The organism is Enterococcus sp. DIV1283b, assembly GCF_051710965.1.
Lineage (GTDB): Bacteria > Bacillota > Bacilli > Lactobacillales > Enterococcaceae > Enterococcus_B > Enterococcus_B lactis.
The window spans coordinates 1,659,844-1,685,085 of sequence record NZ_JBIOLR010000001.1 but is presented as its reverse complement, the minus strand read 5'-3'; the positions used below and the strand labels follow the sequence as shown (position 1 = coordinate 1,685,085).

The window sequence follows — 25,242 nt, the reverse complement described above, 5'->3', positions numbered from 1 at the left end:
TAAATCGTTTTTAACGATTGAAAAAAGGATTTGTCCTTTTTTCCTGTTCGATCGTTGTTGCATCACCATGTCCTGGATAGACTGCAAATTCATCAGGTAAAACAAACAGCTGGGTCCGAATACTGTGAAGTAATTGTTCTAAATTCCCTGAATACAAATCGGTTCTACCGATACTTCCTCTAAATAGGGCGTCGCCAGAAACGACAAAATCATCAAAAATAAAGCTAACGCTTCCGATGGAGTGCCCTGGAGTAGGGACTACACGAAAAGACATGTTCCCTAAAGTATAAGTTTTCATTTCAAATTCATATTCTGCAGGTGAGACAATAATATCAGCGATATCATCATGTCGTCCGAGTCCAGAAAGGTTCAAAATCGGATCACCTAGCCATTTTTGCTCTAGTGGGCTGACATACACCGGGATTTGATAATATGCGCGTAAGGGTTCTACTGCACCAATATGATCATAGTGGGTATGGGTAAGTAAAATCGCTACCGGTTGTTGGTTTGTTTTTTTGATTTCTTGTTTGATTTGTTCCGCATCTTCTCCAGGGTCAATGATCAAAAGTGCTTCTTCGTTGTAGACCAAATAACAGTTTTCTTCAATCATTCCTGTTTTTAATCTTTCGATATGCATGTGCATTCCTCCTTGATAGCCAAAACTTCTTTCATCCATTAGTATAACGCATTCATTGCTAGGAAACAAAAACAGGTACTTATTTCTCTTTACTTATCTGAATTATCAGACTATATGAAAAGTATTTGGATATTCTAAAGAGAAGGAAAGTAAGTTTTCATAGCATTTTAATATGTCCTTGTTACATTAGACTCATCCAAAAATCCAAATTCTATATCCTATATCCCTGCCTAATCAGCAGGGTGTTTTTTTATGCTTGAAAAGAGAGCTCTTTTTGCTAAACTAGGCTTTTTCAGGTAATCTTAGAGAGAAAGAGGTGGTGGAAATGATCAAACAGTCAAAAATATCTGTGCGGCACTTAGTAGAATTTATTTTGCGACGTGGAAGTATCGACAATCGTAAAAAAAGTAGCCATACTGCATTAGAAGGAGCAAGAATCCACCGCAAGCTCCAAAAAGATGCGGGAGAAGACTATGAAAAAGAAGTCTTTTTAAAAACAACAGTTCCATTAGATGAATATCACCTGATCGTTGAAGGCCGTGCAGACGGTATTTTCAAAAGAGACGGTATTTATTATATAGATGAAATCAAAACCTCCGAACCACGATTTGAAGATTTAGAACCAGAACAAGTGGAACTTTTCTTTCATCAAGCAAGGGTATATGCTTATATCTATAGTCAAGAACATGATTTACAAGAAATAAATCTGCAATTAACTTACTTTCAGGCGGCAGAAGAAGTGATTACGAGAAAGGTCGAACATCAGACAAGAGAGCAGTTAGAAACTTTTTTTAAAAAACTGACTGAAGATTATAAAGAATGGCTTGTTTTTCAAGAAAACTGGCGCACTGTACGCAATGCCTCTTTGATGGCTTTGAAATTCCCCCATGATGAGTATAGGAAAGGCCAGCGTGAACTAGCGGTAGCTGCTTATAAAACGATCCGTACGAAACAGAAATTGTTTGTAGAAGCACCTACCGGAACAGGAAAAACAATCTCTACGTTATTCCCCGCTTTGAAAGCTGTAGGGGAAGAAGAGGGAGAAAAGATCTTTTATCTAACGGCCAAAACAATAACTAGACAAGTAGCTGAAGATGCCATGACAGCATTAAAAGATACTGGAGCTGAAGTAAAAAGTGTCACTTTGACGGCTAAAGATAAGATCTGCTTTTTAGATGAGACGACCTGTAATCCAGATCAGTGTCCGTATGCCAATGGTTATTACAATCGTATCAATGAAGGGTTATGGGATCTTTTGAATCATGAGAATCAGATCACTCGAGAAGTCATTGAAACTTATGCAAGAAAGCATACACTTTGTCCTTTCGAACTATCATTAGATGTCAGTATCTGGTGCGACGTGATCATTGGGGATTACAATTATCTGTTTGATCCCACTGTTTATTTAAGACGTTTTTTTGAAGATGAAAAAAACGAGGATTATCTGTTTTTGATTGATGAGGCACATAATTTGGTGAATCGTTCCCGAGAGATGTATTCGGCAGAACTATCTTATGAAAAAACGAAACGAAGTAAGGAAGCTATACCAAAGGAATTCAAAAAACTCCATCGTCGTTTCAACAAACTATTGAAAGAATTTGATTCGATCCGAGAAATAGCAAAAGAAGATCATTGGGATTATCATCATCAAAAAGCACCGGCTGAATCTTTAGTAAAGGCAGGTTATCAATTAAGCGAAAAAATCAAAGAATGGCTAGCAGAATTTCCTGAGCATCCATCACAAGAACAATTGCTTCCTTATTATTTTGATTTGCTTCATTTTTTGAAGGTCAGTGAATTTTATGATGATCACTATGAAACAACGGTCGAAAAAACGTATCGCGATCTGATAGTAAAAGAGTTTTGTATTGATCCAAGCTTGTTTCTTGAGCAGTCGTTGGATAAAGGAAGAAGCAGTATCCTTTTTTCTGCGAGTTTTTCACCCCTATCTTATTATCAGGAAACACTGGGCGGAAAAAAAAGTCTAGCTTACAAACTGCCGAGTCCTTTCCCAGAAGGAAACCAGCAAGTTTTCATCGCAAATTACCTAGAGACGACTTATCGAAAAAGGGAACAAAGTCTGGCAGAATTAGTAGAGACGATCCATGCTTTTGCTGATGGAAAGGTCGGAAATTATTTCGTTTTCTTTCCTTCTTATCAATATTTAGACCTTGCGGCGGAAGCATTCAAACAGCAATACCCTGACAGCAATGTGCTGATCCAAGAAACGGACATGAATGAGGAAGAACGCGAACGATTTTTAGCAAAATTCCAAGCAGATCCCGATGAAACATTGATAGGATTTTGTGTACTTGGTGGGATTTTTTCAGAAGGAATCGATTTGAGAGGGAACCGATTGATCGGCAGTATGATCGTAGGTGTAGGTTTGCCGCAGATGAATCATGAGCAGGAACTGATCAAATCATATTATGATGAGAAGGAACACCTTGGATTTGCTTACGCTTATCAGCTTCCTGGAATGAACAAAGTGTTGCAAGCTGGTGGTCGAGTGATTCGTGGCATGGCGGATCAAGGAATCGTGGTATTGGCAGATCAACGATTTGCTCGTTTTTCTTATCGACGTTTATTCCCACAGCATTGGCAAACAGCAAGAGAAGTACGAAGTGTTGGAGAATTGGAAGAAGGAATACAGCGTTTTTGGTCATCCAAAGAAGCAGTAAATCAAAAAAACGAGGGATGACAGATGTCAGCCTCGTTTTTTTCATTAACGATAGTTAGTGAATTGCAACTCGATTGGTAAGTCAAGTTTACGTAATAAAGCAATCACAGCTTGTAGATCATCACGGTTTTTACCTGTCACTCTAATCTGATCTTCTTGGATTTGTGCTTTTACTTTCAGTTTTTCATTTTTGATAGCTGTAGTGATTTTTTTCGCGTTTTCGCGATCGATTCCGTTGACAAGATCGGCAGTTTGACGAGCTTTGCCACCTAGCGCGTGTTCCGATTCGGAAAAATGGATATTTTTGATTGGCACATTTCTTTTGATCAACTTACCAAATAATACATCTTTAATCTGTTCGATTTTGAAATCATCATCGCTCAAGACAACTAGATTGCTGTTCTCTAATTTGATTTCTACCGTAGAATCCTTGAAGTCAAATCGATTAGTCAATTCTTTTGTTGTTTGCTGAATCGCATTTTTTACTTCTTCTGTATTGACTTCTGATACAATGTCGAAGCTAGCATCTTTTGCCATAAGAAACCTCCTGATATACGTATAAGTTTACTATACATCTATCTTATCATAGGAATGGGGCAGATTCTTACTTGTTTGCTAAAATTCTTCTCATTTGAGTTCGAAGTATTTTATTTTAATAGATAAACTGTTATTCTTACATTTGGAATAACAAAGTAGAGGAGAGGTGCTTGTGAGCAAAATTATGACTGCGTATCATAAAAATGAAAGATTAAAGAAAATAGTGGTTATTTTGATAACCGGATTGACCGCTGCGGTCGCTTTAAATTATTTTTTGATTCCAGCCAATGTCTTTTCTGCAGGGATGAATGGGATCGCTCAAATCATTTCCTCGCTTTTATATGAATGGTTTCATATCAAGGTAGACACAGGAACATTTATTTTTATTTTAAATATCCCTGTGTTTGTATTAGGGTTTCTCAAAGTAGGAAAACGAGCAACGATCCTTAGTTTTGTGAACGTTGTATGCGTATCAGTGATGACGATGCTACTTCCAGTCGGACAGATTACGGATAATATTTTGATGAATGCCTTAGTAGGCGGTGTCTTATTAGGTCTTGGCGTAGGCTTATCTTTAAAAATGGGCTTTACAACTGGTGGGATGGACATCATCTCTCTTGTGCTTTCACAAACAACTGGAAAAACAGTCGGAAATTATATGCTGATTCTAAATGGGATCATTGTAGTCATCGCAGGCTTCTTCTTTAACTGGGAAAGTGCCTTGTATACGATTATTTCCATTTATGCAATGACTCAAGTGATTGATGCCATCCATACGAGTCATCAAAAAGTAACAGCGATGATCGTGACCGTCAAACCTGAAGAGGTAACAGAAGAACTAGCGAAACGGATGGTACGTGGAATGACATTGCTTCCGTCTGTCGGTGGCTATTCAAAAAAACAAGGAAATATGATCATGATGGTCATCACCCGCTATGAAATGTATGATCTTGATCAGATCGTTCATGAAATCGACGACGATGCATTTATCAATATTTTACCAACTCATTCAGTATTTGGCCGATTTGCAAATGAAAACGAACAAAAAATGTATCGAACAACAGGTGTATTGCCAGAAATAAAAAATCGTTCACAAAAAAAATAAGGAATCATATTTATTTTAGAATGAATTTAATGTATTCCATCTAACAAGGACATTTTATAAATTTAAACGAGAATCTTCCTTCTAAATTCTCATTTACAAGTAGTTAAAAAAAGAGTATGATAAATAAAAATCGTGTTAAGGAGTGTCGTACGATGAGCGAAGCAAACCAAGAACGGTCTGCGCAAGAAATAGAACTGATCAAAGAACGTATTCTTGCTGCCTTGGAAATGGTGATCGATCCTGAATTAGGAATCGATATTGTCAACTTAGGCTTGATTTATGATATAGAATTCAATCCTGAAAACGGAGAAACAGTCATCAAAATGACGCTAACAACTATGGGCTGTCCACTAGCCGATATTTTAACAGAATCTATCCATGACGCATTGAAAGAAGTACCAGAAGTAACGAAAGCAGAAGTAAAACTTGTCTGGTATCCAGCATGGACGACCGATAAGATGAGCCGTTATGCACGGATTGCGTTGGGGATTCGATAGGAATCTTGACTGACTAGCTATGAGAAGCAAATAGGAAAAACAAAAGACCTTTTATCCTTTCTAGAAGAAAAGAGATAAGAGGTTTTTTTGTTTATAAAATTTTGTCTGCTATATTAGAAGTTAATCAAACAAATGTGTTCTATTGATAAAGGACATTCAAATCCCTTTTCTTTTGCCATCCCTCTTTTTTACATCAATTTGATTTTCGTATAGTATTCTTTTTCATCTTCACGATAAATCGTGGCCCCATTTTTTTGCTGTGCCTTAAGACTGCCAAGATTTTTTTTATTTACAGACAAAAGTGCCTCATCGATGCCGAGTTTTTTTGCCTCTTGCAGTACTAATGCTAAACCTTGTGTTGCATATCCTTTTTTACGATAGTCAGGGGAGATGCCGTAACCGATATGGCCAGCGCCGTTTCTTAATGATTCGTTCAGTTTATGGCGCAGATTAAAAATTCCTACATACTCATGTCCATCATTTTCCAAAATAAAGACGGTTGCGGGTACGTAATTCTCAGGAAGATCAATCCCTAAAGAAGTGTTTTCGCATTTTTTTACATAATCTAAAAATTCAGCAAGTGTATAGCCATAAGCATTGTTGATAAATCCATTCTCGTTTGGTCCGAAGCTAGTTTGCAGCCGATAAGCTTTCTCTAAATCTGCTTCCCATAATTTGATCAATTTCATCGAATCCGCCTCTTCCTAAGTAAACATATTTTTTTCTACTATAGCACTATTTTGGTGAATAGCCATTCTTATTTTTATTTTTTTGTGATGTATCGTATTAAGAATAATTTAACAAAATAAACGATTGCATATTTTTGTTATTTATTGTATTGTTTTTATAATAGGTGAATGCTCGTTATCTGTTTTAAAAAATGGTCTTATTGATTGATATTGAAAGTTCAAGATAAATTGAATTTTTAATAAATGTGTTATTTAAAGCTTTTTCGTCCGTTGCTTATGATCACTAGAAAGGAGATCTCGTGAACTACTTTAGCGGTTATAAAAGAATTCCAGAAGGATGGCAACAAGCAGAAATAAAAAATGATCAGTATCAAAATGAAAGAAGACAGTTGTTGGAGAAAATGCAGCAAAAACAGCTGAATCGAGAGAAAAAGAAGAACAAAGAAACGAAGAAAAAGCAGCAAAATAAAATAGCTACCGATCCCCGAGTCGCTCGTTTAAACAATGAAATGAATCAATTGAAGCAAGAATTGAGTAAAGTAAAAAAACAAGTAGCTACTGTGAACAAGAAAAGAAGAGAGGACAAGAAACACATCAAAGAGCTGTCACAGCAACTCGAACAACAGCAACAGCAAGCAAAAGTAGAAAAAGAAGAGATGAGACAAAAAGTCATTGAACAGCAGAGAAAAACAGAACAATTGTATCAAAAATTAGAAGAAGTGGGCTGGAATCCAGATAACCACGCACTTCAGGAACTCCAAAAACGTAACCAGATCATCATTTATTTGCTGCAAAAAAATAGCCAAATCCAACATTATCTAGAAAGAATACATAGAGCGTCAGGTTTATTAAAGAAAAGAAATGATCGACTGAAACAGAAATTAGAAAAGCTTTCAAATAGAAATGCTACGTATCTGAAAATCATGGAGAAGAAAAAACAAGAACTGCAACAGGTGTATAAAGTCAACCAGCGACAATCAGAACAATTAGCAAAGAAAAAACAAAACTTCGTACAAGCAGCTCCTCAAGATCTGATCCATGCATTGATCCAACAGTTAGACACCCAATCATTTTATAAGTTCAATCAGTTGAACAAGCTGTTCAATAGGTACCAATGGATCTTTGAACAACAAGCGAATGATTTGCAGTATCAAGAAACAAATATTTTTTATGGTTTTGTAGAAATAGAAGAGGGCAGCATTTATTTCCACGAGGTCAATACGGAGCAAAGAAGACCACTGATAGTAGAAGAGAGCTTTAAACGCAAAGATCTTTTAACAGATGGCATAGCGGTACGAGTACATCAAAAAACAGTAGACGGTCCAGTATATTTAAGGTACTGCTATCCTATCGTTGAACAGAATAAGTCAAAAAGAAGAAGCGACAAATATCTAAAGAGAACAAGTCAAAAATCTAAACAGCCAAGTAAAAAGCAATTGAGCATAGATGCTGAAAAGTGGGCATCATCACTCAAAATTGCTGTGATCGGGAACAAACAAATAAAAGGATTCGTAAAAGGATTGCAGAAATATGTAAAAACTGTCGAAAGAATCGACGCATATGAGTACGGGGAGAAAGCACTATTTGAAAGAATCCGTGCTGTTGACTATGTCTATGTTTGCATCGATAGCGTCCCGCATCATGTGACCAATTTTCTGAAAAGTGAAATTGAGCTTATGGAAAAAACAGAATTTTTTTATCGCCCTTCAATAGATGATGGAGTTACTCGGATGAACTATTTGTATTGGTTGCAAGAGGGGAAACGCGTAGAGATAAAAAAGAACAAAAAATATGTTCTTGACAAAAAACAAATGTAATCCTAAACTAGAACATGTGATGCGGCTATGGCGGAATTGGCAGACGCGCTAGCTTCAGGCGCTAGTGAGGGCGACCTCGTGGAAGTTCGAATCTTCTTAGCCGCATAATTTTTTATATACTGAGAGAAGATATCGATGGAGAGATCCCGTCGGTATTTTTTTATAAAATCTGAATTTACTACTAAGATATAGAGGCAAACGAAATGAGTGAACCGATTATAGAATAGGAGAATACGAGATGAGGATCTTGTTCATCATGGATATCACAAAAGAAGTTGGTTGGTACGCTAGAATTTACTATGAGCTAGCAGATTTAAAAAAAGAAGTTGAAGAATATTTTTCGAGAAGTTACAATGTATCCACGGATCCAACTAAAGTAGCGTTAGCGGATTTAGTGGTGCTTCCAGAAATCGTCGAACCTTTTTTCCAAGAAAAAAAGAACAAACATGTATTGGTTGTCCCGACCACTTTCTTCTTAACAAAAGACTTTGACCAAATAAAAAAACTGATTGACTTACAAACGAATGATATATCCTAAATAGCTATTATAAAAGATAAACAGTTATAAAATAGATAGATTTCGGTAAGAAAGTCATAGAAGTAGCAGATAAGCAAAAAACTCGCTCTGCTGTTACAAAACAACTCAAAAAGAGGCCATGCGGTGTATTCTTTCGCATGGCCTCTTACTATTTTGAATGTGTTTAAACGTTCAAATAATGAATCTTAGTACCAACCGTTTGCTTCCCAGAATGCTTTCGCAGCTTCCCAAGAACCATAACGTGAAGCAACATATTGTTCTGCCACTTTTTCTTGGTTCGCAGCAGAGTAGTCACCATTTAAGTAAGAAGAATCTAGTTGGTAACGTCCGATGTAACGTCCGTTCGTTGCTGTGTAAGAACCGCTTGATTCTTTTTGTGCGATCCATTCTTTTGCAGAACTTGTGCTTGCTGGAGCCGCAGCTGTTTCTGTTGCAGCAGGAGCAGGTTGTGCTTCAGCAACAGGTGCTGCTTGTGTTTCCGTTTGAACCGTTTCTTGTACAACAGGTTGTTCAGCTTGAACAGGTTCAGCTTGGACTGGTGCTTCTTGAACGGCTGCTTGAGGTTCAGCAGCTGCTTGTGCAGAGCCTTCTGTTGGAATCGTTAATTGTTGTCCTGAGTAGATCAGGTTAATGTCAGAAATTGAATTTGATTCTGCAATGGCATTGATCAAGGAGTTGTCACCAACGTATTTTTGAGAAATCGCTGATAGAGTATCACCTGATTGAACGGTATAAGCTTCGTCCGCATGAGCAGTCGTTCCCATGAAGAATGCAGCACCGGCAGCCAAAGTTGTTCCAAAAAGTAAAGTTTTAAGTGATGTCATGAAAAATCTCCTTTATTCGTTAAAAAGTTTTATTTGTTGTGTTCAACGAGGAATACTTTAACATGTGAAAATATTTCATAGGTAAAAGAAGCATGACAATTTATGACAAATCCACGTTTTTTGTAACAGAATGATGTTCATCCCATGTGAAAAATGATGAGGAAATTCACATAATGCAGAAATAATGGGATTAGAACAGGTGTTCTGATGAGAATAGAAATGTATAAATAACTTGAAAAAAATTGCTTTTAATCATCATTTTATTTACATATTGCGTATATTTTTTGTATTTTTGCTTGAGATGTTACAATAAAAGAAAAAGGAGGCGGTTCCAATGAGTAAGAGATACCAGAACATCATGGTAGCAGTTGACGGATCAAGACAATCGATCAAAGCGTTCGCTGAAGCCCTTGACTTAGCAAAGGACAATGAAGCCCACTTATTTATCGTGTCAATCATCAACAAAGTTGAGCTGACCCATAGTGCCTATGCCTTTTCAAAAATCTATGCAGATGAAAAACAAAGAACAGAAGTAGCCATGCTGAAAAAAATCAATGATGCCAAAGAGTTCGGCATTGCTGAGATCCATGCAATAGTTGAAACTGGAGATCCAAGAAATTTGATTGCCAATGTCATCCCTGGACAAGAAAATATTGATTTGATCGTTATGGGAGCGACAGGAAAAGGAGCTATACAACAAGCACTAGTCGGATCGACCGCTTCTTATGTCGTTTCACATGCCCCTTGCAGTGTATTGGTCGTGAAGTAATTAGATAAGGGAGGAATAGAAAATGGTTCGTCCTCAAGAAGTTCGTGCACCAAAAGAAAAAATAGAAATTTTAGCAATTATTGAAGACGGCACACAAACCAAAAAAGGATACTCGATTGCTTTAATAAAGTGGAAAGGAAAAAAAGGTGTTGCTATAAGGTGGGATGGAGATAATCAACAAGATAAAGGATTCCCAATCACTGCGAACGGCTACCATCCAGCTTGGTTTGTTCTGCCTGATAAATTTACAGAATTATACAGCTATGATTATGCGAAAACTGTCACATCCATTAAAGCATTAGACAGATTAGCAGAAGAGCAGAATAAAATGGATGAAAAATAAAAAAGACGAACCAATCAGTCTTTAGAAAACTGACTGGTTCGAGGAGTAAAAAATGAAAAAAGGTTATTTGGGATGAATATAGAATAATGCGTATAGCTTAAATCAAACTTAAAGCAATAAAAAAGGCAAGAGGGTGAGGTAAATGGAAGCAGGAAAAGTTTTACAGGAAGTAAAAGTATTATGTGCAGATAAAAAATATGAAGAAGCAAAAAGTCTGATTGAAAAGAACAAAGAAAATTTGGAAGAAAAATATCCGATTGCACAAGAATTTGTAGAATTAAAACAAGGAACGCTTCTTCACCGATTCAAACATTTTTTTGGTATCACAGAATAGAAAAAAGCGATTAAAGATCAGCAGAGATTTGCTGTATCTTTAATCGTTTTCTTTTGAAACTGCTAGGATTCAATTCTGATTTTTATATAAAAAATAGATCCAAATGATTAGAAAAACTACTGCAAGCGTCAATTCGATGATGTGTATCACTAATACAGATGTTGTTTCCCAATGTCTAAAAGAAAAAATCTGATAAGTAAAATATACGGCAGGTAAAGAGGCCAGTAAAACTGAAAACTTCTTTTTCGTCCATTTTATGTAATAGAAAAGAATGCTTAGCATAATAAAAAAAGGAATATAAAAAACAAACTGACCGATCGCGATCATACTATTGCCTCCAATAAATAAAGTCCAAGATACAAAATAACACTTTGTGCGGGAAGGCGCAAGCAGTTCTATGGATTTATCCAGTAAAATATGTATTGATTTTGAATTTATAGGGAAAACTTGCTATAATCAAAGTGAAAGAAGGAGTGGAATTTTCATGGATCATGTAGTGTTAGAAATCGATTTGCATTTAATCAATAATATTCGGGTGATTTACTATGTTGTAAGCAATAGTGTCGAACAACGTGTACTGACGAATAAAATCAATGGTATTTTAGCAAAGAAAGACGTTCACCGATTCAATAACGGTGAAGGTAGTTATTATAGTATCCCAGTAGAAAAAATTATTTATACGACAGTCAAAGTCAGAGAAGATCTGGATACTAAAAAGGCATATGAACCTATTTTTACAACTTATTGATTAACAGCAAGTGGAGGAAAAAAATGAATCCATATGAACAACTTATCCAAGATTTGATTGATGGAAAAATCGAAAAGATCGATGTAAAAAGAGAAGAATTGATGGCTTTTCGAGAAGCATGGCTGAAATTGGAGAATCGTAAATATGTGGTAGGAAAAGCATCGCTGAACGGCAATGTGACTTATCACTATGATCCGACACGCTTATTTTAACAAGGATGATTCAGAAAAAAGAAGGGACTGTGACACGATTTTTGTCACAGTCCCTTCTTCTGGAAAAACGGTGTTCAAGAGACAGCGTATCGGCAATAAGGCTGAACGTCTCTTTCACAACTTCTGATTTACGGTGTTCCAGAAATGAAAGTTCCTACTTATTAAATAGATTTTTGAATTTGTCTTTCACACTATCGATATTTACGTCTTTTAGAAGATTTTGTGCTTTCTCTTTGTAAGGACCTAGTTGTTCTTTATGTTCTTCGATAAATCGTTTTGCGCCGTCGAAGTTGCCGCCTTTTATCATTTCCTTGACTTTTTGAAATAATTCTTCTTGATTCATTTTGAACACATCCTTTGCCATCAACTTGATTTTTTTCCATGGATAAAGCGAGAAAAACTAAATTATCCACAACACCATAATATCAAATAACGATCATTTTTACTAAAAAAACACTTGTTTCTCGCTTCTAAAGTAGGAGAAAAATCTCCAACTTAGGTCGGATGGAATTTCTCTAATTGCCCCATATACTGAATATATAACAAGGAGGTAGAAAGATGAAAGTGATTAAATATTTGATAGGATTGGCGGCGATTAGTGGTATTTTGCTATTTGGACTGAAATACTATACTGAAGGAAGTTACGGGGAAATCCCTGGTATACTTGATCAACTAAATCCATTAGTTGAAAAAGGTGAGGTCTATGTAAAAACACAAAAACCAGAGGAAGTAAATGAACATGGAACGGCAAGGTATGTTCAAAAAGCTGCTAATGCCGATGGGGAAGAGCGTACAATTGAATTTAATGGACTTTCTGTGTTAAAAGAAAATCATTATTTGAAAATCAGCAATAAAGGAGCACACATAGAAACGTATGAAGAAGTTCCTAGAGAAAAAGTTCCGGAAAAAGCATTAGCAATTATTGGCTAAATCTACTGTATGAGTGCTACAGATTTAATTGTTAATTATAATAAAATTATGTAAACTGTACAATGAATAATAAAAATATTCCAAAAACCCCTGAAAAAAGAATGATCTTTTTTCAGGGGTTCATTTCTTATCAACAAGCTCATCAAATTGGGATGGCAGGGTTCGAACCTACAATTGCTTGATTCAGAGTCAAGTGCCTTACCAATTTGGCTACATCCCATTTATTCAACAAAATAATCATAGCACTTTTCTAAAAAAACGCAAGTTATTTTTCTTGATCAGATAGTTGTTGTTTTACTCGTAAAAGGCGGCGCACCAGTTTCTTTTCCAATCCAGCAGGAAGGGCAATCCGCTCTGCTACTGACAAGACGGAGTCAAGCAACTGATATTCTTTGACAGGTTCATTCAGGATATGGTAAATGTTTGCTAAACGCTCGATATATTCAAAGTGGGTGTACTCCGTTCGAGCAATCAGAAATTTTAATAAATCGATTGCTTTTCCATACTCTTGGTCTCCATAATAGACAAGAGCTTGACGATACAGTTTGATTTCTAGTTCATTGAGGGTAGCAGGTCTGCGCCGTTCGTTCCACTCATTAATAGAAACTTTACCTTGAACATTTCCTTTGCGGTCACGGACAAAAATAATCGGAATTTCATTTGGATCCATTTTTTTATGAGTGAATTTTTCCATTATCTGTGCTCCCTTCAAAGGTTCGGTATCTAGAGTATAAGGGATTTTTACTTTAATTACTAGCTTTTCTCCAAAGTTAGCATTTGTCCGCCCATTGCAGTGAAAATGGCCGAAAAATCATTGATCGGCACTGCTCGATTTTTTACGCCATAGGGGTCGTTGACGTAAATATTTTCTTTGTCGTATCCAGTGACTACACACGCATGAACAAGTGGAGTGACTCTTACTTCTCCGTTGTTTGTTGTCCAAGTCATAAAATCAGTTTCATCAGGAACTTCAAAATTGATAGTCACGGAAGTCCATACAGGATTCCCTTTAGATAGAGCTTTTTTGATATCATCTAGTTGAGCATCTGTTTTTGGTAAGGTATGATAATCCGTTTGGACGATCTGCTGAGCAAGAGAGGCAACAGGAGGGACATAGACGCCCATAGCCCAGTCTCCGCCACTGATATCTCCAACAAATCCTTCATTAGGATCGCCATGAGTCCCATCTGCATTGAAAACAGGGACGTAGTCCAATTGTTCAGCTAACTGGTTTTTAGTCGTTTCATAACCATAAAAAGATAAAAGCATGGAAAGTGAAGTGACCTCGCAGCCATTTTCTAGAGAAGGAGAGTCAAACTGGCTCTCTAATGGAACATCTAGCAAAACTTCTGCTTTCTTTTTTGTCTTTTTCGTTTTTTGTGTTGAACTTTTTTGTGTAGTATTCATTGTATGTTCTGGAGAATGGATATGTAGGTAATAACTTGTACCGCTTAATAAAAGAGTAGCTGTACCTCCTAGAAACAATAGTTTTTTAAATGTTTTTTTCTTCATTGGAAATCTCCCTTTTCAGCTGTTTATCTTTCCTATTATAAGTGTATTTTTATTGGGAAGGGAAGTATTTTATTTAAATATGTAAGAAATAATCAGTTTTTGAGGAATATTATTTATTATTCTAGAAAAAATTCTTCTAGATACAACGGCTGTTTTAATTGTGAAAACGAAAACAGTACGCTATAATGCCTGTAAGGTTGATTTTTGACTGTAAACAAAAAATCAAATAGTTAAATCTCCAAAAAATAGCAATTGTAATATGGAGAAAAGTTCCAGCAGTTTAGGAGGATTTTGATGACGGAAGAAATGATTAATTTAGGAGAACAATATGCATGCAAACCAATTGGCTTTACAAAAACGGTCATTGGTGAAGTTGTATCAAAAATGACAAACTGTGCCGTGGTCAAAGTTGCCCAATGTGCTGCAGAGGATCAAGAGTTATTAGATGAAAAAGCAAGCATGGTTGTTGCAAAATATGATACATTTGAATAAAGAAAATAATTGGACGTGCGGCGTGCTGCAAGTCCAATTTCTTTGAGAAGGTAAATCAGTATTCTTTTCCTGTTTTCAGGAGAAGAAAAAGCGAGGCGAGTTGTCATGGTAACATTTTTTACGGTTCTATTGTTTTTATTCGTTGTTGTTATGTTCTTATTTCTTTGGCTGGTTCGAAAAGAAATTATTTATCGGACTGTTCGGAATCGATGGGTTTACTTGGTCATACCATTCTTGGTAGTACTAGTCATTTGGTACACACTCATCAGTCAGCCTACAGCAGATGAATTGGCAAAAGGAATTTTGTCAGCGATGATTTTTATTAGTTTTTTGTTGGATAGTCGAGGAATTACAGAAGAAGGGCTTGTCTTGAATAGCTTTGATAAAAAAGGTGTTCCTTTTTCTGAAATCAATAAAATCGTGTTGTACCAACCAAAAGGTTCTAAAATTGTAAAAATGAATTTTTTCCGAAACGGATGGCGGGGACCGATGCTGAAATTTTCTGCATCATTAGAAGAATTAGTTCCATTTTTGTCCCAACGTTTGAACGATGAGGCGGAGATTGATATTATGATCGATCCAGAATAAAAAACAGAGGTTGCGACAAGATGTTTGTCACAACCTCTGTTTTTTTCAAGTAAAATTATCCGAATACACGGAAGCGATCTGCATCGTTCATGTATTCTTTTTCCCCAGCTGGTGTTTCTGGTGAACCGAATACTAATTGTGAACGTAGTTTCCAGTTTGAAGGGATATTCCATTCTTTTGCAACTGCTTCGTCAATAACTGGGTTGTAATGTTGCAAGTTTGCGCCCAATCCTTTATCAACTAATGCTACCCAAGTGTTCGCTGTTGCGATTCCGTTTGATTGTTCTGACCAATCTGGGAAGTTGTCTGCATATAATTCAAATTGTTCTTGTAGACCTTTTACCACGTCAGTATCTTTGAAGAATAATACTGTACCATAACCATTTTTGAAACCAGCTAATTTGTTTTGTGTATTTGGGAAAGCTTCTGCTGGAGTCAATGGGCGAAGTGCTTCTTCAGTGATTTCCCAAAGTTTTTCATGTGCATCTCCGAAAAGAATAACTGCGCGTGTTGATTGAGCATTGAAAGCAGTTGGGCTTTCTTTAATTGCTTCTTTGATCAAAGCTGTCAATTCTTCATTAGAAAGTGAAACATTACGTCCTAGATGATAGATTGAACGGCGGTTTTTTAAAGTGTCAGTAAAAGTTGTCATAATAAAATTTCTCCTTTGATTTGCGTTTTGCATTTTTTTAATTGATTACGAAATGAAGTATAGCATCTTACAAAAAGTAAGTAAACAGATATGCTCACAAAAATAAGCGAAGTTCAAAAAACAATTTTAATAAGGGAAATCGTTAGAAAAAGATTTTCTTGGTTATCGCTTTCATTGCTGTGTTTTAGGAATTTTTGCTTATTTGAAAAAAACAGCTGATATATAATTATTAAATCTCTATCTTCTTTTTTTTATGATATTGCCATTAAAAATTACTTGTTTTTATAGAAAATTAGTTTATATTTCTTAAATAAGTTTTTTAGTTAAATTTTTCGGTAAAGATGTATAATATTTTCTGAAAATTTAAAGAATTGGGGTATAGATTATGGAAAAACAGCAAGACAAGGGCTTCTTCGGGCAGCCGAAGGGATTGTCAACTTTGTTCTTCACTGAGATGTGGGAACGATTTAGTTATTATGGTATGCGTGCATTACTTATCTATTATATGTACGATACAGTTGCCAACGGGGGACTTGGATTACCACGAGCAACAGCATTAGCTATCATGTCGATATACGGATCTTTGATCTACATGTCTAGTATCGTCGGCGGATGGGTATCTGACCGAATGTTAGGAGCAAAACGTACTGTATTCTTTGGTGGAGTCTTCATTATGCTTGGACACATCGTCTTGGCTTTACCATTTGGTGTAAGTACATTATTTGTTTCAATGGCATTGATTATTATTGGAACCGCCTTTTTGAAACCAAACGTTTCTGGTATGGTCGGACATCTTTATTCAAAGACTGACTTGCGAAGAGATGCAGGATTTTCGATTTTTTACATGGGTGTCAACTTAGGGGCATTATTAGCACCACTAATCGTTGGGACAATCGGTCAAGAATATAACTACCATTTAGGGTTCTCTTTAGCTGCTATTGGGATGTTCTTTGGATTATTACAATACATCATCCAAGGACGCAAGACATTAGACGGAGTGGGTACTACACCGCCGAATCCTTTGACAACTGAAGAACGTAAAGGATTCATCCGTAACTTGATCATCGCACTTGTTGTTATCGCTGCAGTATTCGGTGGGGCACAATTAACTGGTCATCTGACAATCGACTTTTTTGTCAATACAATCAGTGTATTGGGGATTATCTTACCGTTGTATTACTTTATCAAAATGTTGACTTCAAAAGATGTAACTGCTGAAGAAAAACCAAGAGTATGGGCGTATATCCCATTATTCCTTGCAGCAATCATTTTCTGGTCATTACAAGAACAAGGTTCATCTATCTTAGCTTTATTTGCTAGTGAACGTACGCAATCTACACTATTTGGTGTGACGATCCAAGCAAGCTGGTATCAATCATTGAATCCGATTTTCATCTTTATTTTGACACCGGTATTCGTAACAATGTGGACAAAACTTGGCAAACGCCAACCATCTACAGTAGTGAAATTCTCTCTTGGTCTTTTGTTTGCAGGATTATCATACTTACTATTGATGTTGCCAGGTATGCTTTATGGGACAAGTGGAAAAGTAAGTCCATTGTGGTTGTTAGGAAGTTTCTTCATCGTGGTTATTGCTGAATTGTGTCTTTCACCAGTTGGTTTGTCTGTGACAACAAAATTAGCACCACGAGCATTTGAGTCACAAACAATCGCTATTTGGTTCTTAGCTGATGCTTCTTCACAAGCAATCAATGCACAAATTGCACGCTTCTACACACCGGGAACAGAATCTGCCTACTTCGGTATTATCGGTGCAGTAGCAATCGTCGGTGGTATCTTGCTATTTACTGTGAAAGAACCAATCAAAAAACTAATGGGATCTATCCATTAATCAACTCACGAAAAGACAGGAATTGCTTATTTTTAGCGATTCCTGTCTTTTTGCGTATACTCAAAAAAATAGAAATATCAGAACCATAAAAGTATATAATTTGAAGAATATAGAACAAATGTTCAGTATTTTTTGATATAATAAAGAAGCACCGTATCATGTGTTGAAGGAGGAAAAGCATGTCTTTACAATTTATTCTTGGAAACGGGAAAAAAGATCACCGTCAAGTCTTGATCGACGAAGCGTCAGCTTGGCTCGACCAGGATGCAAGCAACCAAGTATTTTTCCTTGTTCCCAATTACAGCAAATTCGAACAGGAACAAGAAATTTTAGCGGAGATGCGAAGAAGAAGCGGGAAAAAAGCTTTCAGCACAACAAATGTTCAAGTATTCAGTTTTTACCGTCTGGCTTGGTATTTGCTGCAACAGACAACCCTTCTTACAGGAAATGAATTATCAGAATCCGGATCTGCGATGATCTTGCGACAGATTTTAGAAAAACATGAGGAAGAATTAACGATCTTTCGCGGAGAAATCAATAAAAGAGGATTTATTCGCCAATTGCAAGAACTCTATAGTGAGTTGCGCACAGGGAATATTCAACCGGAAGACTTGATGCTTTTATTTGGTGATTCACCGAATGCAGAAGACCAGCAACTTAAAATGAAAGACTTGAAGCTGATTTTTTCAGCTTATGACAGCGAATTGACCGAGCGTGCACTATCAAATGAAGATGCACTGGCTATACTAGCAAATTATATGCAGACACAAGATTTCACCAACGTCAAATTTATCGTCAGCGGTTTTTCCCGAATCAATGGGCAAGAGTATCAATTACTGCAGGCAATGATGGAAAAGGGGCAATTAGTTGTCGATTTATTGTTGGATCGTCCTTATACAGCGGATCTTCCAGAAGTATTTACGCTCTTTCATGAGACTGGAAAGCTTTATTTCCGTCTTTTTCAAAGTGCGAGAGAACGGAAAGTTCCTATATTAGTAGATCGTTTTGCGCCAGAGCAGAATCGTCCGACAGAGCTTCAGTTGCTGCAAACGATGTGGGAAGAGACTTCCAGCCAAAAGAAAGCAACCGTCCACAAATTAGGGGAACAAGAGGCTCTCCATTTGTGGGAAGCTGAAAATCCAACTGAGGAAGTCCGACAGTTAGCTGTTGAAATCAGACGGCTAGTCAGTGAAGAAAACTACCGTTATCGTGATATCCAAGTACTGACAAAAAATATGTCCTTATATGGAAATATTCTTCGACCAATCTTTCAAGAAATGGCGATTCCATTTTATATCGATGAAGAACAAATGATGGAAAATCATCCGCTGATTGAATGGATCAACAGTCTGTTCGCTCTTGACCGCTATTCTTATCGGCTAAGTGATATTATGCGTTTTTTCAAGACAGAATTGTTCCTATCGACGGAAACAGAAATCGAACTGGATGAATGGAAACAAGAACGAGATGAATTCAGGAAAAAATTGGACATCACAGAAAATGTCGCACTTGCTTATAATTATCAAGGCACTTACTGGACGCGTGAAAAAGACTGGCAGTTTGTAGCGTATGATTTTGAAGCAGAACAGATTGAAGACGTACAGTATCTGGAAGAACAGTCAAATACGATTAGACGATTATTTCAGAAATCTGTACCTGCATTTTTTAAAAAAATAAAGAAAAGCAAAACAGGACAAGCGGCCGCAAATGTTTTTTATCAATTTTTGATTCAAAGTGGTGTACAGCAACAATTATTGTTTTGGCGTAATCAGGAAGTAGACAGAGGAAACTTAGAAGCGGCAAGAAACCATGAGCAGACATGGGGAGCGCTGATTGATCTGCTGGATGAATATGTAGTCATTTATGGTGAATCGGCTTTTGACTGGTCACTGTTCCAAGAAATCATTACGAGTGGTCTAGAAAATCTAAGTTATGGTAAAATCCCTACCGCAATCGACCAAGTGCGAATCAACCGTTTGGAATTAGTTCGACCGAATCAAGCTGCCGTCACTTTTGCATTAGGTTTGAATGATCAAGTGTTTCCAGACCGTAAAGAAACAAAAGGATTGTTGTCCAGTGAAGAACGAGAAGTATTAAATCAAGCTTTGCCAGATGGACAGTTTTTATTCGACCCATCAAAAGAAAGTATCTCTTTTGAGCCTTTCCAAGCCTACCTTGTTTTTCTTTCCGGAACGGATCGATTATATCTTAGCTATGCACAAAGCTATGACACAGATGGTTCACTGAAGATGTCTCCTTATTTGCGCAGGATCACAGAATATTTATCAGTTCCCGTCGAGAGAAAAGAGCATTTGACGATCGAAAGCGATCCTGATTGTTATGTAGGAACTTATAGAAGCGGAATCAATACAGTCAATAGGATTTATCGATTAGCTTTAGATGAAAAAAAACCTGTACCAAAACATTGGCAAAAGCTCAAAGAATTAGTACTGAATTCCTCATGGCGCAATTTTGCTTTACAAATCTTTGAAAGTCAGGAACATTTGAATGTGCCTGTTTCGATGCCAGAAAAAATGGCGGAAGAGCTTTATGGAAAAGAAATTTATACTTCGATTTCACGTATGGAGAATTTTTATAATTGTGAATACAAATACTTCATGCAATTTGGTTTGAAATTGAAAGAACGAACTGTTTATGGTCTGACTCCAGCAGCAACAGGTGATTTTTATCATGAATCATTGGATCGTTTCTTCAAGCTACTGTTTTCAAACCAATTATCCTTAGTGAATATGACCGATGCGCAGCGTAAAGACTTTACTGAAAAAGTGCTGCAAGAAGTGTTCGGAGAACTTCGGTTTGAGATATTGGATAGTTCTGCAAGAATGAACTATATCCGCTATCAGTTAGGACAGACGATCCAAAAAGTGGCATGGGCTTTGCAAAAACAGAGCAAAAATACGGGCATGCATCCTCTTCAGACGGAGATCTTATTTGGTCAGATTGCTGGAGCAAAAGGTATCACAGGTCTGGAATTACCGTTGAGTAATGGTGGTAAACTCCATGTTCGAGGAAAAATCGATCGGATCGATGTAGCTTCTGAACAAGAAGATACTTGGTTAAGCGTCGTTGATTACAAATCTAGTGGACGTTCATTCGATGTCACAGAAGCTTATTATGGCATGGCTATGCAATTATTGACGTATCTGGACGTAGCATTGATGGATGCGGTACGTTTGACTGGAAAGGCGGCTGTTAAACCAGCAGGATCATATTATTTACATGTTCATAATCCTGTATTGACGGAGACAGATGATGTAGAGAAGAATACATTGAAAAAATTTAGTTATGATGGCGTTTTTGTCGATGATCCCGCTCTTTTAGAAGTACTAGATCATTCACTGGAAGCAAAAGAACAATCACTGATCTACCCAGTGAAAAAGAATGCGAAAGATGAATACCAAAAAGGTAGTTTCAGCAAAGACAAATTTTTCACGGAAGAAGAACTGCAACTGTTTATGGCGCATAATCGGGAAAATATGCGGTTAGCTGGAGATGCAATCACTTCCGGAGAAATCAAACTGAACCCAGCTTATAAAGATAAACAGCGAATTGCCTGCGAATTTTGTCCATTCAGAAGCATCTGTACGTTTGATGTGATGCTGAAAGAAAATAATTACCACCGTCTGGAGAAAATGGATAAGGAAGAAGCACTGCGCAGAATATTGAAAAGGAGTGAAGAAGAGTGAATCAAATTCCTTTAAAACCGCAAAACGAACGATTTACAGATGATCAGTGGCAGGCGATTTTCGATCAAGGAGATAATTTGTTAGTCTCTGCGTCTGCCGGATCAGGTAAAACTACAGTGCTTGTTCGAAGAGTGATTGAAAAATTAAAAATGGGTTTTGATATCGATGAATTACTGATTGTGACATTTACTGAAGCAGCCGCAAGAGAAATGAAAGAAAGAATTCAAGAGGCATTACAAGAAGCGGTCAACAGCGAAAGCGACCCTGTACGAAGACAGCATTTTACTAAGCAGTTAGTTTTATTGCCCACAGCGAATATCTCAACCTTACATGCTTTTTGTCTAACAGTTATTCGACGTTATTATTACTTAATTGATATTGATCCGGTCTTTCGCATGTTAACAGATGAAACAGAAACGATCTTGATGAAGGAGGATGTGTGGGACGAGCTGAGAGAAGCACTTTATGCAGAAAATGATGAACGATTTTTCCAATTAACAATGAATTTTTCTAATGATCGTTCAGATGACGGCTTGACGAATCTGGTGTTTTCTCTTTATGAGTTTGCCCGTGCCAACCCTGACCCCCAAAAATGGCTAGAACAGTTAAGCGATAATTATCGTTTGACTGAGGGGCTAGCGAAATCTCGATTATATCAAGAACAAATCCGTCCTTTAGTATTGGCAGATATATACCAATGTGTACAATTATATGAACAGATGACTCAGTTAGCACAAGGTGAAGGATTAGAAAAAATGCATGAGCAAGTGGTTGGAGAACAACAGCAGATCAAAAATATCTATGAAGCTTTCTCGCAAGATCGGTTAGAAGAAGCTTATGCTAGTTTGGAACAACTGACTTTTTCAACTTTTAAGAGCAGTCGTAAAGCAGAATTGAAAGAAATCTCCAATGAAGTCAAGGCCATGAGGGATAAAGCAAAAAAACTGATTCAGCAGATAAGTAAAAGTTACTTTCCTGTTTCACCAAGCCAAATGGAAGAATTAACGGAAAAAGCACTACCGTTAGTCGAAGAAATGACAAAAGTCACGCAAAGCTTTATGGACGGTTTCAGTATGCGTAAACGGGAAAAAGGTGTGTTGGATTTCAATGATCTGGAACATCTAGCGTTGCAGATTCTCACAGAAAAAACGAAAGATGCATGGCTGCCAAGTGAAGCTTCAAAACATTATCGAAAAAAATTCAAAGAAGTAATGGTAGATGAATATCAAGACGTGAACCAATTACAAGAAGCCATTTTATACTGGCTAAGAGAACCTGATGATACAAAGGGAAATATGTTTATGGTTGGGGATGTCAAACAATCCATTTATTCTTTCCGTTTAGCAGATCCTAGTTTATTTATCGGGAAATACGAGAATTTTTCAAAGAAAGAAGGCGGACGTCGGATCGTTTTGGCTGAGAACTTCCGCTCTAGAAAAGAAGTCCTTTCTTTTACGAATCTTATTTTTGAACAACTAATGGATCCAGCAGTGGGTCAAATCAATTATGACGAAGCAGCCAAACTGATACAGGGATTTTCAGACTTTCCAGAGAATGAACAGTTTGAGCCAGAAATCATGATCTATGAAAAAGAACAGGAAGAATCAGAGATCGAGATTCCGACTGACGATATACTGGAAGACAAAACAGAAGGCGAACTTTTTATGACAGGACTGAAGATTCGTCAATTGATTGATTCTTCCTTTATGATTTATGATAAAAAATCAAAGAAAGATCGTCCGATAGAATACAGAGACATTGTTCTCTTGACACCTACAAAGAAGAATAACTTAACGATTTTAGAGATTTTCAAAACATTGGATATTCCATTGGAGATGAATGATGCTCAAAACTATTTTCAAGCGACAGAAATTCGCACGATGATCTCGCTACTACAATTAATTGACAATCCCTATCAAGATATTCCGCTTGCGGCTGTATTGCGTTCGCCAGTCGTGGGTTTGATTGAACCAGAATTAGCCAGCATCCGATTAGCCGACCGTGCACATACTTACTATGATGCTGTGCTTGCTTATCAAGCATCAAACGAAGATGAATTAGCGGCTAAGCTGGAACATTTTGGCAAACAACTAGATCATTGGCGAGAACTTGCTCGCCGTTCTTCGATCACTGACTTGCTATGGGATATCTATTATGAGACGGGATATCTAGAGTATGTGGTCGGTCTGCCAGCAGGAGCACAGAGACAAGCCAATCTCTATGCGTTGGTCGATCGCGCCAAAGCTTACGAGCAAAGTTCTTTCAGAGGATTATATCAGTTCGTGCGTTTCATTGAAAAAATGCAAGAAAAAGATAAAGACTTAGCAGAACCAGTCATTTCAATAGAAGATAATGCTGTTCGCGTAATGACGATCCATGCAAGTAAAGGCTTGGAATTTCCAGTTGTATTTTTGTTAGATATGACGAAAGAATTCAACTTACAAGACTTGCGTAATCGGTATGCTTTTGAAGAAAAACTTGGAGCAGGTATTCGCTATATGGATCCTGAAACACGGGTGTTGTATGATACGTTACCGTTTCAAGCCATCAAATTGGCAAAGCAAAACAAATTGTTATCGGAAGAAATGCGTAAATTGTATGTAGGATTGACTCGGGCAGAACAAAAGCTTTTCATTGTCGGTTCCTATAAAAATAAAGAGCAAATGATCCAAACGTGGTCTGAAGCAGCTGATCATGAGGAGTTGGTTTTTGATCCTGCGCTACGTTTGAAGGGCAGAAGTAGCTTGATGAATTGGATTGGTTACGGATTGATCCGCCATCCTGAAATGCAGAAATACTTAGAGGAAGAAGTTTCGACTTCTCTCCTTCAAGATTCAAATGCACAGTTTTCCATTTCATGGATGAATCAGCAATCAATCATTGAACAAAGACAGTTGCTTGCTGAAAAACAACTGGTTGACTTAGATGAGCAGATGAAAGAAGAGGAAACTGTATTAGCAGATTCGTTACAAAAACGTCTAGCCTATGAATATCCTTATCAGGCTTCTTCGCAAACCACAAGTTATCAATCTGTATCTGAGATCAAACGATTATTCGAAGATCCAGATGATACACAAGAATCACGTTTGACTCTGGAAAGTAGTCAAACAAAGGCAGCATCTCGTCAATTCCGTTATACGCAAGAACAACTAGCAGAACCAAAATTTTTACAAAAAGATCGGCAAGTGTCGGCAGCTGCTGTTGGAACAGCTACCCATGCTTTACTGCAATTGCTGCCATTAGAGATGCCAACTACAGAGAGCATCAATCAAAAGTTGCAGGAATTAGTAAAGAAACGGTTAATAGACGAAAAGGTCGCAAAAAAAATAGATGTTTCTTCTATTATATGGTTCTTTCAAACAGAACTTGGGCAACAGTTGATTGCCAACAAAGAAAACGTAAAACGGGAACAACCTTTTTCCATGCTGCTTTCTGCTGATGAAGTATTTCAAGACTATCCAAATCAGGAAGATGAGCTATTGATCCACGGAATCGTCGATGGATACTTAGAAGAAAAAGATCATCTCCATATCTATGATTTTAAAACAGATTTCATTTTACATCCGGATGATCCAGCAGAAATAGACGCGATCGTCCAAAAATATCAAGGACAGCTAAGACTTTACCAACAAGCAATGACAGAAGCACTGAATAAACCTGTAGAAAATGTTTTCCTAATTTTACTTCGAGTGAAACGAATCATAAACATTAATAAATAATTATAATTGAGCAAACTTGACTTATATTTTGTAAGGATTATGCTATACTCTGGGAAGAGG

General features: G+C 37.0%; 25 protein-coding genes and 2 tRNA genes. 17 read left to right on the top strand and 10 right to left on the bottom strand.

Annotated elements, in window-relative coordinates:
* Positions 1-10: 10 nt before the first annotated feature.
* Positions 11-637, bottom strand: a complete 627-nt coding sequence (locus tag IGJ53_RS08280) for an MBL fold metallo-hydrolase (protein WP_010732698.1) — start codon at positions 635-637, stop codon at positions 11-13.
* Positions 638-962: 325 nt separating this feature from the next.
* On the opposite strand from IGJ53_RS08280, the gene IGJ53_RS08275 reads away from it, so the two are divergent.
* Entirely contained in the window at positions 963-3,338 is a 2,376-nt protein-coding gene (locus IGJ53_RS08275) for an ATP-dependent DNA helicase (protein WP_010732697.1), read from the top strand.
* A 24-nt stretch (positions 3,339-3,362) separates the two neighbouring features.
* Here the strand turns inward: IGJ53_RS08275 and IGJ53_RS08270 are convergent, their stop codons facing one another.
* Complete coding sequence (locus tag IGJ53_RS08270; protein ID WP_002309430.1) at positions 3,363-3,854, bottom strand: YajQ family cyclic di-GMP-binding protein; 492 nt, start codon at positions 3,852-3,854, stop codon at positions 3,363-3,365.
* Between the two features lie 184 nt (positions 3,855-4,038).
* Here IGJ53_RS08270 and IGJ53_RS08265 point away from each other — a divergent pair, with 184 nt between their 5' ends.
* Both IGJ53_RS08265 and IGJ53_RS08260 read left to right on the top strand, forming a co-directional pair.
* On the top strand, positions 4,039-4,959 hold the full coding sequence (locus IGJ53_RS08265) for a YitT family protein (RefSeq protein WP_002316215.1): 921 nt from the start codon (positions 4,039-4,041) through the stop codon (positions 4,957-4,959).
* A gap of 152 nt (positions 4,960-5,111) precedes the next feature.
* On the top strand, positions 5,112-5,456 hold the full coding sequence (locus IGJ53_RS08260; RefSeq protein WP_002292174.1) for a metal-sulfur cluster assembly factor: 345 nt from the start codon (positions 5,112-5,114) through the stop codon (positions 5,454-5,456).
* Positions 5,457-5,644: 188 nt separating this feature from the next.
* On the opposite strand, the gene IGJ53_RS08255 is transcribed toward IGJ53_RS08260, so the two are convergent.
* Positions 5,645-6,145 (bottom strand): GNAT family N-acetyltransferase, encoded by a 501-nt coding sequence (locus IGJ53_RS08255; RefSeq protein ID WP_010732695.1) that lies wholly within the window; start codon positions 6,143-6,145, stop codon positions 5,645-5,647.
* A gap of 299 nt (positions 6,146-6,444) precedes the next feature.
* Here IGJ53_RS08255 and IGJ53_RS08250 point away from each other — a divergent pair, with 299 nt between their 5' ends.
* From IGJ53_RS08250 to IGJ53_RS08240, 3 genes are all read left to right on the top strand, one after another.
* Positions 6,445-7,962 carry a hypothetical protein gene (locus tag IGJ53_RS08250; protein ID WP_259742425.1) on the top strand — a complete coding sequence of 506 codons (1,518 nt, stop codon included), beginning with the start codon at positions 6,445-6,447 and terminating at the stop codon, positions 7,960-7,962.
* A 21-nt stretch (positions 7,963-7,983) separates the two neighbouring features.
* Positions 7,984-8,067 (top strand) — tRNA-Leu (locus IGJ53_RS08245).
* 133 nt (positions 8,068-8,200) lie between these two features.
* Complete coding sequence (locus IGJ53_RS08240; RefSeq protein ID WP_038398866.1) at positions 8,201-8,500, top strand: hypothetical protein; 300 nt, start codon at positions 8,201-8,203, stop codon at positions 8,498-8,500.
* 185 nt (positions 8,501-8,685) lie between these two features.
* Here the strand turns inward: IGJ53_RS08240 and IGJ53_RS08235 are convergent, their stop codons facing one another.
* Positions 8,686-9,324, bottom strand: a complete 639-nt coding sequence (locus tag IGJ53_RS08235) for a LysM peptidoglycan-binding domain-containing protein (protein WP_438750019.1) — start codon at positions 9,322-9,324, stop codon at positions 8,686-8,688.
* Between the two features lie 334 nt (positions 9,325-9,658).
* Between IGJ53_RS08235 and IGJ53_RS08230 the strand changes: the two genes are divergently transcribed.
* The 3 genes from IGJ53_RS08230 to IGJ53_RS08220 all read left to right on the top strand — a co-directional run bounded on the left by IGJ53_RS08230 (position 9,659) and on the right by IGJ53_RS08220 (position 10,770).
* On the top strand, positions 9,659-10,093 hold the full coding sequence (locus tag IGJ53_RS08230) for a universal stress protein (RefSeq protein ID WP_002292929.1): 435 nt from the start codon (positions 9,659-9,661) through the stop codon (positions 10,091-10,093).
* A gap of 22 nt (positions 10,094-10,115) precedes the next feature.
* Positions 10,116-10,436, top strand: a complete 321-nt coding sequence (locus IGJ53_RS08225; RefSeq protein WP_259742277.1) for a hypothetical protein — start codon at positions 10,116-10,118, stop codon at positions 10,434-10,436.
* 142 nt (positions 10,437-10,578) lie between these two features.
* Positions 10,579-10,770 (top strand): hypothetical protein, encoded by a 192-nt coding sequence (locus IGJ53_RS08220; protein ID WP_002292933.1) that lies wholly within the window; start codon positions 10,579-10,581, stop codon positions 10,768-10,770.
* Positions 10,771-10,839: 69 nt separating this feature from the next.
* On the opposite strand, the gene IGJ53_RS08215 is transcribed toward IGJ53_RS08220, so the two are convergent.
* A complete protein-coding gene (locus tag IGJ53_RS08215) occupies positions 10,840-11,097 on the bottom strand; it encodes a hypothetical protein (RefSeq protein WP_002292934.1) in 258 nt (85 codons plus the stop codon).
* Positions 11,098-11,254: 157 nt separating this feature from the next.
* Between IGJ53_RS08215 and IGJ53_RS08210 the strand changes: the two genes are divergently transcribed.
* The gene (locus IGJ53_RS08210) at positions 11,255-11,518 is read left to right on the top strand and encodes a hypothetical protein (protein WP_002292935.1); all 264 of its coding nucleotides are present in this window, start codon (positions 11,255-11,257) and stop codon (positions 11,516-11,518) included.
* A 23-nt stretch (positions 11,519-11,541) separates the two neighbouring features.
* A complete protein-coding gene (locus tag IGJ53_RS08205) occupies positions 11,542-11,730 on the top strand; it encodes a hypothetical protein (RefSeq protein WP_002288067.1) in 189 nt (62 codons plus the stop codon).
* 154 nt (positions 11,731-11,884) lie between these two features.
* On the opposite strand, the gene IGJ53_RS08200 is transcribed toward IGJ53_RS08205, so the two are convergent.
* Positions 11,885-12,073 (bottom strand): hypothetical protein, encoded by a 189-nt coding sequence (locus IGJ53_RS08200; protein ID WP_002292937.1) that lies wholly within the window; start codon positions 12,071-12,073, stop codon positions 11,885-11,887.
* A gap of 215 nt (positions 12,074-12,288) precedes the next feature.
* On the opposite strand from IGJ53_RS08200, the gene IGJ53_RS08195 reads away from it, so the two are divergent.
* The gene (locus IGJ53_RS08195) at positions 12,289-12,660 is read left to right on the top strand and encodes a YxeA family protein (RefSeq protein ID WP_002315113.1); all 372 of its coding nucleotides are present in this window, start codon (positions 12,289-12,291) and stop codon (positions 12,658-12,660) included.
* 147 nt (positions 12,661-12,807) lie between these two features.
* On the opposite strand, the gene IGJ53_RS08190 is transcribed toward IGJ53_RS08195, so the two are convergent.
* The 3 genes from IGJ53_RS08190 to IGJ53_RS08180 form a co-directional block, all read right to left on the bottom strand.
* A tRNA-Gln gene (locus tag IGJ53_RS08190) sits at positions 12,808-12,880 on the bottom strand.
* A gap of 45 nt (positions 12,881-12,925) precedes the next feature.
* Positions 12,926-13,354, bottom strand: a complete 429-nt coding sequence (locus IGJ53_RS08185) for a hypothetical protein (protein WP_038398872.1) — start codon at positions 13,352-13,354, stop codon at positions 12,926-12,928.
* 59 nt (positions 13,355-13,413) lie between these two features.
* The gene (locus IGJ53_RS08180) at positions 13,414-14,172 is read right to left on the bottom strand and encodes a C39 family peptidase (protein ID WP_259742278.1); all 759 of its coding nucleotides are present in this window, start codon (positions 14,170-14,172) and stop codon (positions 13,414-13,416) included.
* A 294-nt stretch (positions 14,173-14,466) separates the two neighbouring features.
* On the opposite strand from IGJ53_RS08180, the gene IGJ53_RS08175 reads away from it, so the two are divergent.
* Positions 14,467-14,664, top strand: coding sequence for a hypothetical protein (locus IGJ53_RS08175; protein ID WP_002288059.1), 198 nt, complete (start codon positions 14,467-14,469; stop codon positions 14,662-14,664).
* Between the two features lie 105 nt (positions 14,665-14,769).
* Positions 14,770-15,252, top strand: a complete 483-nt coding sequence (locus IGJ53_RS08170; RefSeq protein ID WP_002315109.1) for a hypothetical protein — start codon at positions 14,770-14,772, stop codon at positions 15,250-15,252.
* 55 nt (positions 15,253-15,307) lie between these two features.
* On the opposite strand, the gene IGJ53_RS08165 is transcribed toward IGJ53_RS08170, so the two are convergent.
* Positions 15,308-15,904, bottom strand: coding sequence for a nitroreductase family protein (locus IGJ53_RS08165; RefSeq protein WP_002309425.1), 597 nt, complete (start codon positions 15,902-15,904; stop codon positions 15,308-15,310).
* A gap of 385 nt (positions 15,905-16,289) precedes the next feature.
* Here IGJ53_RS08165 and IGJ53_RS08160 point away from each other — a divergent pair, with 385 nt between their 5' ends.
* The 3 genes from IGJ53_RS08160 to addA all read left to right on the top strand — a co-directional run bounded on the left by IGJ53_RS08160 (position 16,290) and on the right by addA (position 25,182).
* On the top strand, positions 16,290-17,756 hold the full coding sequence (locus tag IGJ53_RS08160; RefSeq protein ID WP_010732688.1) for a peptide MFS transporter: 1,467 nt from the start codon (positions 16,290-16,292) through the stop codon (positions 17,754-17,756).
* Between the two features lie 179 nt (positions 17,757-17,935).
* Positions 17,936-21,463 (top strand): PD-(D/E)XK nuclease family protein, encoded by a 3,528-nt coding sequence (locus IGJ53_RS08155; protein ID WP_438750014.1) that lies wholly within the window; start codon positions 17,936-17,938, stop codon positions 21,461-21,463.
* Positions 21,460-25,182: a helicase-exonuclease AddAB subunit AddA gene (gene addA / locus IGJ53_RS08150; RefSeq protein ID WP_259742280.1), complete on the top strand. Its 3,723-nt coding sequence runs from the start codon at positions 21,460-21,462 to the stop codon at positions 25,180-25,182. Before IGJ53_RS08155 ends, addA begins: the two co-directional genes overlap by 4 nt.
* Positions 25,183-25,242: the final 60 nt, after the last annotated feature.